The organism is Agrococcus sp. AC640b (genome assembly GCF_979255995.1).
Genome location: NZ_CEEDMM010000021.1, coordinates 37,773 through 48,521, shown reverse-complemented (window position 1 = coordinate 48,521; position 10,749 = coordinate 37,773). Strand labels below are relative to the sequence as shown.

At 72.8% G+C, this 10,749-nt stretch carries 8 protein-coding genes; 4 read left to right on the top strand and 4 right to left on the bottom strand.

Annotation, left to right across the window (positions count from 1 at the left end):
- Nucleotides 1-1,906: acyltransferase family protein (locus ACZ6H8_RS10285; RefSeq protein WP_464146709.1), on the top strand; the 1,906-nt coding region annotated here is incomplete at its 5' end.
- A 209-nt stretch (nucleotides 1,907-2,115) separates the two neighbouring features.
- Here ACZ6H8_RS10285 and ACZ6H8_RS10280 read toward each other — a convergent pair.
- From ACZ6H8_RS10280 to ACZ6H8_RS10270, 3 genes are read right to left on the bottom strand one after another with little or no spacing between them, the layout of a single operon-like run.
- Nucleotides 2,116-3,027: an NAD(P)/FAD-dependent oxidoreductase gene (locus tag ACZ6H8_RS10280; protein ID WP_464146708.1), complete on the bottom strand. Its 912-nt coding sequence runs from the start codon at nucleotides 3,025-3,027 to the stop codon at nucleotides 2,116-2,118.
- Between the two features lie 2 nt (nucleotides 3,028-3,029).
- Complete coding sequence (gene gltX / locus ACZ6H8_RS10275; protein ID WP_464146707.1) at nucleotides 3,030-4,535, bottom strand: glutamate--tRNA ligase; 1,506 nt, start codon at nucleotides 4,533-4,535, stop codon at nucleotides 3,030-3,032.
- Between the two features lies 1 nt (nucleotide 4,536).
- Nucleotides 4,537-5,307 (bottom strand): MerR family transcriptional regulator, encoded by a 771-nt coding sequence (locus ACZ6H8_RS10270; RefSeq protein WP_464146706.1) that lies wholly within the window; start codon nucleotides 5,305-5,307, stop codon nucleotides 4,537-4,539.
- 81 nt (nucleotides 5,308-5,388) lie between these two features.
- Here ACZ6H8_RS10270 and ACZ6H8_RS10265 point away from each other — a divergent pair, with 81 nt between their 5' ends.
- A complete protein-coding gene (locus tag ACZ6H8_RS10265; RefSeq protein WP_464146705.1) occupies nucleotides 5,389-6,948 on the top strand; it encodes an alpha/beta hydrolase in 1,560 nt (519 codons plus the stop codon).
- Between the two features lie 133 nt (nucleotides 6,949-7,081).
- Nucleotides 7,082-8,611 carry an alanine/glycine:cation symporter family protein gene (locus ACZ6H8_RS10260; protein WP_464146704.1) on the top strand — a complete coding sequence of 510 codons (1,530 nt, stop codon included), beginning with the start codon at nucleotides 7,082-7,084 and terminating at the stop codon, nucleotides 8,609-8,611.
- Nucleotides 8,612-8,647: 36 nt separating this feature from the next.
- On the opposite strand, the gene ACZ6H8_RS10255 is transcribed toward ACZ6H8_RS10260, so the two are convergent.
- Nucleotides 8,648-9,364, bottom strand: coding sequence for a DUF937 domain-containing protein (locus tag ACZ6H8_RS10255; protein WP_464146703.1), 717 nt, complete (start codon nucleotides 9,362-9,364; stop codon nucleotides 8,648-8,650).
- Between the two features lie 117 nt (nucleotides 9,365-9,481).
- Between ACZ6H8_RS10255 and ACZ6H8_RS10250 the strand changes: the two genes are divergently transcribed.
- Nucleotides 9,482-10,747: a glutaminase gene (locus ACZ6H8_RS10250; RefSeq protein ID WP_464146702.1), complete on the top strand. Its 1,266-nt coding sequence runs from the start codon at nucleotides 9,482-9,484 to the stop codon at nucleotides 10,745-10,747.
- The last annotated feature ends 2 nt before the right edge of the window (nucleotides 10,748-10,749 follow it).

The window sequence follows — 10,749 nt, the reverse complement described above, 5'->3', positions numbered from 1 at the left end:
GGTCTCGGGCGGGGTCGACGTGTTCTTCGTCATCGCAGGCTTCGTGCTCGTGCCGCCGCTCGTCGCCGCGATCGTCGACCGCGGCCCGCGCGCAGCGGCCAGCACCATCCGGCGGGCGATCGTGCGGCAGCTGCCGCTCGCCGGGCTCGTGCTGGGCGCCGTCGCCATCGCCGTGCTCGTGCTCTGGCCCCCGCACCTGCGCCGCGGCATCCTGCTCGACGTGCTGTCGGCGGCGACCTGGACCATCAACTGGCGCCTCGTCGACCGCAGCACCGACTACCTCGCGCAGACCGCCACCGCCTCCCCCGTGCAGCACCTGTGGGCGACGTCGGTGCAGCTGCAGGCGACGATCGGGCTCGTGGGCGTCGTGCTCGTCGCCGTGCTGCTCGGCCGTCGCCCCCACGCCCGTCGGCGGGTGCTCGTCGCGCTCGCGGGCGTCGCGGCAGCGTCGTTCGCGTGGGCGCAGGTGCACGTGACGCTCGCACCCGAGGCGGCGTACTTCGACACCGCCGCACGGCTCTGGGAGCCTGCCGTCGGCGCGCTCGCCGGACTGCTGGCCCCCTCGCTGCGCGTCGCGCACCGGTGGCGGGGTGCGGTGGCCGGTGGCGGGCTCGTGCTGCTGCTGGGCTCCGGGGCGCTGTCGCCGCTCGGCGACCACCCCGGCCCCGTCGCGCTCGTGCCCGTCGCGGGGGCCGTCTGCATCCTCGTCGCAGGCGCTGCCGGTGCGCCCACTGCTGCGGCGCGCGTGCTCGGCGCTCGGCCGCTCGTCTGGCTCGGCGGCCTGTCGTGGGGCCTCTACCTGTGGTCGTGGCCGCTGCTCGTCGCGTACCGGCTCGTCGCGCCCGGGCGCTCGGCGGCGACGCCGCTGCTCGACGGCGCGCTGCTCCTGGTCACCGCCATCGTGCTCGCGTGGCTGTCGCAGCACGTGCTGCACGCCCTCGACCGGCTCGCCAGATGGCGTCCGTCGCGACTGCTCGCGCCTGCCGCAGCCACGGTGACGCTGCTCGCGATCGTCACCGTCGGTGCCGCCTCGCCCGCGTCGGCGCACGTCGCTCGCATCGACTCCCCCGCCGCCGCGCAGACCGCGATCGACGCGACGCTCGCGGAGGGCACGTTCGCGGGCACCGACGCCATCGGCCGCGTCGCACAGGCGCCCGAGTGGGTGGAGGACGACTGCCTCGACGCCGGCCCCGACCGCGCCGACCGCTGCATCTACGGACCCGCAGACGCAGCGCTCGACGTCGCGGTCGTCGGCGACTCGCAGGCGATCTCGTGGATGCCCGCGCTGCGCCTCGCGATGCCGGAGGCGCGCATCCAGCTGCTCACGATGGGGTCGTGCGCGTTCTCGACCGTGACGACCGACGTGCCCGACATCGCCCGAGACGCGTGCCTGCGCCACGGCGACTGGGTCACCGAGCGGCTGCTCGCCGACCCGCCGGGCCTCGTCGTCGTCGCGAACGGGCTGCACCGCGTCGACGGGCTCGTGGGCCCTGCCGGCCCCGTCTCGCCCGTGGACGCGACCCGTGCCGCCGCCGACGGCACCGCAGAGCGCCTCGCGCCGCTCGCGGCGACGGGCTCGCGCATCCTCTGGCTCGATGCCCCGCCGCCGATCCCCTCGCTCGCGTCGTGCGCGACGCCGCACGCCGTCGAGCCCGCGCTCGACCGGTGCACGACCGACGGCCGCAGGCTCGACGCGCGCGTCGACGCCTTCGCGGATGCCGCGGCCATGCTGCCGGGCGCGACGTTCGTCGACGTGCGGGCGTGGGTCTGCCAGGACGGCACGCTGCGATGCCCCGCGACGATCGACGGCATGCTCGTCACCGCCGACGGCTCGCACCTGTCGTGGATGGCGTCGCGTGCGCTGGCGCCGCTCGTCGCCGACGTCGCGCACGCAGCGCTCGCCTGAGCCGAACCAGCACGTGAGCGCACCCTCGGCTGCACCATGCAGCGGAACCCCCGCTCACGTGCTGGTTCGGCGCCGCGAGCCCCACCCCTCCCGCAGGCCGCGCACCGCTCCACGTCGCGATCTTCCAGTCGATGCGGCGATGCGGCCGATTCGCCGCATCGACTGACCGATCAGGAGGCGGCAGCGACCGATCGAGGTCGAGAGCGCAGCTAGCGGCCGGCAGCGATGAGGTCGCGGTTGATGACCGACGACGCGATCGTGCCCTCGCCCGCCGCGACGGCGAGCTGCCGGAAGCCGGGCGTGATGTCGCCAGCGGCGTAGATGCCGGGCACGCTCGTGCGCTGGCTGCCGTCGACGACGACGGAGCCCTCGGCGTCGCGCTCGAGCCCCAGCAGGTCGGCGAAGCCGATGCTCGCATGCCACACGGGGCGCACGAAGCCTCCCGTGCGCGCCGAGCGGCGCCCGTCGTCGAGCACGACCTCGCGCATGCCATCGCGGTCGCCCTCGATCGCGGCGATCGGGGTGCGCTCCACGACGATGCCCAGCGCATCCAGCCGCGCCTCGTCGTCGGCCGTGACCGTGCCGACGCCGTTCGTGTAGACGACGAGGTCGTCGGTGTGCCTGCGGATGACGAGCGCCCGCTCGGCGAGGTCGTCGGTCTCGCCGATGAGCGCCAGCGGCCGACCGCGCTTGTCGTAGCCGTCGCAATCCATGCAGGAGTGCAGGCTCGTGCCGTACCAGGGCCGCACCATCGACGGCAGCGGCAACGTCTCCGTGAGGCCCGTCGCGATGAGCACGGCGGGGCTGTGCAGCTCGGTCTGCTCGTCGGTGCCCTGCCGCTTCGCGACCGTCACGAACCCGTCCGACACGGGCGAGATCGAATGCACGATCGTGCGCTCGTACGACACCGTCGGGTACGCGAGCGCCTCCTCGCGACCGAGCGTGCGCAGCTCGAGCGGCGAGATGCCGTCGCGGGTGACGAAGCCGTGGCTCGCGAGCGTCGCCGCATGCCGCGGCCGGTTCGAGTCGAGCAGCGCCACGTGCCGGTGCGCCCTCGCGAGGTTGAGCGTCGCAGCGAGGCCGGCCGGCCCCGCGCCGACGACGACGACGTCGAGGTCCACCGCTAGATGCGGCCCATGAGGCGCGTGAGACGCGCGACGGTCTCGTCGCGCCCCAGCAGCACCATCGACTCGAACAGCGGCGGGGAGATGCGACGGCCGCTGAGCGCGACGCGCAACGGCGCGAACGCGAGACGAGGCTTGAGCCCCAGGCCGTCGATGAGCACCTCGCGCAGCACGCGCTCGACGTCCTCGGTCGTGAACGGCACGGTCTCGTCTGCGAGGGCTGCGGATGCCGCGGCGAGCGTCGCGTGCGCGTCGTCGCGAAGCGCACCGAGCGCGTCGTCCTCGTAGTGCACCTCGTCGGCGGTGAGGAACAGGAACCGCAGCAGGCCGTCGGCCTCGCCGAGCAGCTGCATGCGCTCCTGCACGAGCGGCGCCGCCTCCGTGAGCAGCGCGAGCTCCGCGGCGGTCGGCGGCGTCGAGAGCGCATCGCCGAGGTACGGCACGAGCCGGGTCGCGAAGTCGATGGGCTGCAGGGCGCGCACGTGGTCGCCGTTCAGCGACTCCGCCTTCTTCGCGTCGAAGCGCGACGGGTTGGGCAGCACGTCGGCGACGTCGAACGCGGCGACGAGCTCGTCGCGCGTGAAGACGTCGCGGTCGGGTGCGAGCGCCCAGCCCAGCAGCGACAGGTAGTTGAGGAGCCCCTCGGGGATGAAGCCGGCCTCGCGCAGCAGGAACAGGTTCGACTGCGGGTCGCGCTTCGACAGCTTCTTGTTGCCATCGCCCATCACGTAGGGCAGGTGGCCGAAGCGCGGGATGGCGTCGACGACGCCGATGTCGGCGAGCGCGCGGTACAGCGCGATCTGGCGGGGCGTCGACGAGAGGAGGTCCTCGCCGCGCAGCACGTGCGTGATGCCCATGAGCGCGTCGTCGACGGGGTTCACGAACGTGTACAGCGGCTGGCCGTTGGGGCGCACGACGACGAAGTCGGGCGACGAGCCTGCCGGGAACGTGATCTCTCCGCGCACGAGGTCGTCGAACGAGAGGTCCTCGTCGGGCACGCGCAGGCGCAGGCTCGGCTGACGCCCCTCGGCGCGGAACGCGGCGCGCTGCTCGTCGGTGAGGTCGCGCTCGTGGTTGTCGTAGCCCTGGCGCGGGTCACGGCCGGCCGCGCGGTTGCGCTCCTCCATCTCCTCCGCCGTCGCGTACGACTCGTAGAGGTGCCCGGCCTCGAGCAGTCGCTCGATGATGCCGCGATAGAGCTCGCCGCGCTGCGACTGCCGGTACGGGGCGTGCGGGCCGCCGATCTCGACGCCCTCGTCCCAGTCGATGCCGAGCCAGCCGAGCGCGTCCAGCAGCTGCTGGTACGACTCCTCGGAGTCGCGGGCGGCGTCGGTGTCCTCAATGCGGAACACGAGACGACCGCCGGTGTGGCGCGCGTAGGCCCAGTTGAACAGGGCGGTGCGGATGAGACCGACATGCGGGGTGCCGGTGGGCGACGGGCAGAAGCGGACGCGGACGTCGGCGCCGGACGCGGTGGAGAAGGGGACGCTCATGGCGATCCCCATCCTAGGCGGGCGGGCCGCTCTCGTCGGCGATGCCGGCGCCTCCCGCTGCAGCCCGCTGCTCCTCGAGGACGCGGTGCGCGCGGGCCATGACGTCGAGCTGCGCGACGGAGTACACCTCGAGCATCGTGCCGATCACGGTCGCCTCCATCTCGGCTGGGCCCCGCGTGGCGTGCTCGGTCGGGTCGTTCACCCACGCCCACCGCTCGCGGATCTCCGCGAGATACGGCGCGTAGCGCTGCGCGAGCGCCTCGCGCGTCGCCTCGTCGGCGTCGGCGGGGAGGGCGTCGAGCTCGTCGTCGAGGGGCGTGCGGCCGAGCTCGCCGATCATCTCCCGCATGCGGTCCATGCCGGCGTCGTCGTAGATGCGCGAGTACACGAGCATGAGTGCGCGGTCGGCCTCGGTCATGCGGCTCGAGAGCTCGCTGAACCCCTCTGGCACGTCGGTCGCCCCGCCGTGCTCGACGATCGCCGAGACCTCGTCGCGCATGCGCTGCAGGCGATCGATCTGCGCGCCGAGCTCGGCGTCGAGGGCGCGCAGCGCATCCATGCCGCTGCCGGGGTCGTCGACCATGTCGCCGATGCGTGCCAGCGGGATGCCGAGGTCGACGAGCCTGCGGATGCGCAGCAGCCGCACGAGGTGCGCCGCGCCGTACTGCTTGTAGCCGTTCATGCGGCGCTCGGGCTCGGGCAGCAGCCCCACCGAGTGGTAGTGCCGCACCGTCTTCACGGTCGTGCCTGCGAGCTCGGCCAGCTGCCTCGTGCTCCACGCCATGGCGACGAGCCTGGCACGGATCGCTTGACCCTGCCCCGAGGGCACGGGTTGGGGTGGTGGTCGAACGAACCAGGAGGATGCATGACGACCCCATCTCGCAGGACGCTCGCGGCGATCGCCGCCGCCGCCCTGCTCGTACCGCTCGCAGCGTGCACGACGACCGATCCCGACGCCTCCGCACCGCCGGACGACGCGCTCGCGACCTTCCACGAGCAGGAGCTGGGCTGGGAGGCCTGCGAGGGCTACGGCACGACGAGCGTCGAGAGCGAGGTCCTCGCGCTCGCGCCGACCGCCGAATGCGCCAGGCTCGCGGTGCCACTCGACTACGACGACCCTGAAGGCGACGAGGCATCGATCGCCGTCGTCCGCATCCCTGCGCGCGGCGACGCGATCGCGCCGCTCGTCACGAACCCCGGCGGCCCGGGCGGCACCGGCATGATGACCGCGGTGCTCACGAGCCTGAGCCTGCCGGAGAGCGAGATCACCGAGCGCTTCGACGTGGTGGGGTTCGATCCACGCGGCGTCGGCGCCTCGACCCCTGCGGCGTCGTGCATGACGGATGCCGAGGCCGACGAGGGCTCGGTGCGCACCTCGTCGATCGACGGCACCGCGGCGTGGACCGAGGAGACGACGCGTGACCTCTTCGAGCGCTGCGCGGCGGGCGTCGGCGGCGAGGACGTGCTCGCGCACCTCGGCACGCGCGATGCGGCTCGCGACATGGACGTGCTGCGCGCCGCGCTCGGCGAGGAGCGGCTGACCTACCTGGGGCAGAGCTACGGGAGCAGGCTCGGCGCCGTCTACGCGGAGCAGTTCCCCGAGCGGGTGCGCGCGATGGTGCTGGACGGCGTCGGCGACCCGACGGCCGGCACGATCGAGCGGCGCATCCAGGCGTACACGGGATTCCAGGGCGCGTTCGAGGACTTCACGGCGTGGTGCACGCAGCAGGCGGACTGTCCGCTCGGCACCGACCCGGCAGCGGCGCTCGACCGGTACCACGAGATCGTGCGTCCGCTGCTCGACGAGCCCGTGCCTGCGCTCGGCACCGACCTGACGTTCGACGAGGCGATCGGCGGCATGATCTCGGGCCTGTACGACCAGGGTGCGTGGCCGCGCATGAGCACAGGCCTCGCGCAGGTGCAGCAGGGCTTCGGCGACGAGCTGCTGCAGCTCACGCGTGACTTCGCCGGACGCGCGCCGGACGGCGAGTGGCCGAGCTTCACGTCGTCGAACCTCGTCATCGACTGCATGGACGAGCAGCGCTTCGACGCCGCCGAGGCGCAGCGTCTGCGCGAGTCGATCCACGACGCGGCACCGTTCATGGATCCGGGCGTCGAGGTGCCGGGCGCGCGCGACGCCTGCGAGCACTGGCCTGCGGAGCCGACGCTCGACATCCCCTACGCGCAGGACGTCGAGGGCCTGCCGGACACGCTGATCGTGTCGATCACCGGCGACCCCACGACGCCGCACGCCGGCGCCATCGTGATGGCGGAGGCGCTCGACAGCGCGCTGCTGACCGTCGAGGGCACGGGCCACACCGTCGTGATGGGCGGCACGACGCCCTGCGTCGACGAGGTCGCCGCGCGCTACCTCGTCGACCTCGAGGTGCCCGCCGCGGGAGCGAGCTGCACGCTCGGCGGATGACGCATCGCGGGCGAGGCGGGCGGCCGCCCGCCTCCCCGCGCCGTGACCTTCCCGTGACCTGCGATCGGTATCGTGCCGACGCAATCCCGGGGTGAAGGCGCTCCGGGCACGTGCACGCCCCTGGAAGGACCCCATGGATCTGTCGGCCCTCGAAGCAGCGATCAATCAGGCGGTGGGTGGCGTCGCGAGCGTCCTCGGCGCCATCGTCTTCGTCCCCATCCCCATCGCAGGCACCGAGGTGCCGATCGTCGTGCTGTGGCTCGTGGCTGCGGCGATCGTCTTCACGATCTACCTCGGCGTCATCCAGGTCCGCGGCGCGAAGGTGTCGCTCGAGGTCGTGCGAGGCAAGTTCTCGACCCCCGACGACCCCGGGGAGGTCACGCACTTCCAGGCGCTCGCATCGGCGCTGTCCGGCACGGTCGGCCTCGGCAACATCGCCGGCGTCGCGATCGCCGTGTCCCTCGGCGGACCCGGCGCGACGTTCTGGATGATCCTCGCCGGCCTCTTCGGCATGGCGACGAAGTTCGTCGAGTGCACGCTCGGCGTGAAGTACCGCACCATCGACGACGACGGCACCGTGAACGGCGGTCCGTTCCGCTACCTGCCGATCGCGTTCCGGCGCTTCCCGAAGCCCGTCAGCGCGATCCTCGTCGGCATCTTCGCCGTCGCGATCCTCATCTTCGGCGTCGCAGGAGCCGGCATGTTCCAGGCGAACCAGGCCTTCGAGCAGCTGCAGGCCGTCACGGGTGGCGGGACCGACGGCCTGCTCGCGTCGCCGCTCGCCGGACTGATCGTCGGGCTCGTGCTCGCAGGCATCATCGCGCTCGTCATCATCGGCGGCATCCGGTCGATCGCGAAGGTCACGTCGAAGCTCGTCCCCGTCATGGGGATCGTCTACGTCGCTGCGTGCCTCGTCGTGCTCGTCGTCAACGCCGGGCACATCCCGGACGCGTTCGGACAGATCATCGCGGGAGCCTTCGCCCCCGAGGGCGTGACGGGCGGCGCGATCGGCGTGCTCATCGTCGGCATCCAGCGCGCCGCCTTCTCGAACGAGGCGGGCATCGGCTCGGCCGCCATCGCGCACTCGGCGGTCAAGACCCGCCGTCCGGTCTCCGAGGGCTTCGTCGCCCTGCTCGAGCCGTTCATCGACACCGTCGTGATCTGCACCATGACGGCGCTGACGATCATCATCGCCGACGCCCCCGGCTACGCCGCTGCCCGCTCGGGCGAGTCCGACGCGACGGGCGTCCAGCTGACGTCCGAGGCGTTCGCGACGGTCGTGCCGTGGTTCCCGCTCGTGCTGGCCGTCGCCGTGTTCCTCTTCGCGTTCTCGACCATCATCACCTGGTCGTACTACGGCCTGAAGGCGTGGCACCACCTGTTCGGCAAGCGCCGGAGCACCGACATCGTGTTCCGTCTCGTGCTGTGCGCGTTCGTCGTGATCGGCTGCCTCGTGAGCCTGCAGAGCGTCGTCGACATGGCGGATGCCGCGCTCTTCGCCTGCGCGTTCATCAACATCCTCGGCCTCGCCATCCTGCTGCCCGTCGTGAAGCGCGAGATGCGGCAGTACCTCGCCGATCGCAAGGCGGGCACGCTGCACGAGCTCGGCGCGGACACGCGGGAGCAGCTGGTGCAGATCCGCCGCGAGCAGGGCAACGACTGAGTCGCGCCGGGCTGGGCGGATCGGCGTCCGTGCGTCCTAGCGGCGGCCGCCGCCCAGCAGGCCGCCGAGCAGGTCGCCGAGGATGGTGCCGCCGGCCTGCTGCTGACCGCCGCCGCCGCCCAGGATGCCGCCGAGCAGGTCGCCGAGACCGCCGCCGCCCGACTGCTGCTGCGCCGGGCCCGTCGAGCTCGAGCCAGAGCCCGGGTTGCCCGTCGGCACGCGCAGCGAGCCGCCAGCGCCGCCCCCGCTGTTCGCGAACGGGTTGTCGCGGCCGGTGGGCAGCGCCGCTCCCCCGCCGCCCGGCTTGGGCTTCGGGGCCCGCGTCGGCGTCTGCGCAGCGCCAGCGCCACCGCCACCGCCCGAGAAGACCCGCTCCGCGAGCCATGCGAGCACGATGGGCGCGACGATCGGCAGCACCTTGCGCACGATGTCGCCGAGCCCGCCGCCGCCCGCACCGCCGAGCGCCGTGACCACCTGGTCGGTCTGCCCGCCGAAGACGTTGCGCACGATGCGGTCGCCATCGTCGGGATCGACGTCGCCGTCGAGCCGCGCGCCGAGCGCACCCTGGTGCTTCGCGAGCGCCCGCTCGAGCGACGCGGCGCCCGCGTCGTCCTGCGCGTTCGCCTGCATGCCGCCGACGAGCGCTGGCAGCACCGCCTCGATCGCCCGCTGAGCGTCCGCCTGGTCGACGCCTGCCTGCCGCGCGATCCGCGCGACGGGCAGGCGGTCCATGAGCTGCTGGATCTCGGACATCGTCGTCCCCTCCCGTGCAGGCTCCGCTGCCCGCTCGCGGTCAGGATAGCCCGGGTCGTCCAGGCACCGGCGCGCACGGCGACGCACGAGATGCGGATGTGGTGCAGGGTGGGGCATGTGCGCTCACCGTTGTCCGACTACCTGACCGAGGTCCTCGAGGCCTGCACCGACGAGGACGACGGCGAGCTCGCCGCGTACATCCCGGAGCTCGCCGATGCCGACCCGTCGCGGCTCGCGTTGGCGCTCGCGACGCCAGACGGCACGCGCTACGGCGTCGGCGACGCGGAGGTGCGCTTCACGATCCAGTCGATCTCGAAGCCGTTCGCCTACGCCCTCGCGCTCGTCGACCACGGCCTCGACGCCGTGCTCGAGCACGTGGGCGTCGAGCCATCGGGCGAGGCGTTCAACGAGATCTCGCTCGATCCCACGACGAACCGACCGCTGAATCCCATGATCAACGCGGGCGCGATCACGGTGCACTCGCTGCTCTCCGACGAGCGCATCGCCTCCGGCTTCGCGGCGTTCGCCGGCCGCGAGCTCGAGGTCGACGACGACGTCTTCACCTCCGAGCTCGACACCGCCGACCGCAACCACGCCATCGCGTACATGCTGCGCAACCACGGCATCATCGACGCCGACCCCCACGCGGTCGTCGAGGGCTACACGCGGCAGTGCTCGCTGCTCGTCGACGTCGGCGACCTCGCCGTCATGGCCGCGACGCTCGCGAACGCAGGCACCAATCCGGTGACGGGTGAGCAGGTCGTGCCGCGATGGGTCGCCAGGCAGGCGCTGTCGGTCATGACGACGTGCGGCATGTACGACGCGGCCGGCGACTGGTTCACGCTCGTCGGCATCCCCGCGAAGTCGGGCGTCTCGGGCGGCGTCATCGGGGCACTGCCCGGCAAGGGCGGATTCGCGGCGTTCTCGCCGCGGCTCGACGAGCACGGCAACTCCACGCGCGGCGTGCGCATCTTCGAACGCCTCTCCAGCGACATGGCGATGCATCTCATGGAGGTGCCGCCCGCTGCTCGGCCGCTGACGCACGGGCACGCTGCGAAGGACGGCGATGGCGACGGCGACATGGACTCGATCTACGAGCTGCAGGGCGCGGTCGACTTCATCGGCATGGAGCGGTTGCTCGCCGAGCTCGAGCAGGAGGAGGAGGGAGAGCGCGAGATCGTGCTCGACCTCGCCCGGGTGCACGAGGTGCGCGACGTCGGCCGTCGCATGCTCCTCGAGGGCGCCCGACGCCTCGCGCTCGACGGCCACTCGGTGACCTTCGTCGATCCCGACGACATGCTCGAGACGGGCGACGCGGGCGTGATCGACGTCGGCGACGGCCCCGACGCGCAGGTGGTGCGCGACCGCGACTCCCGGCCCTGACG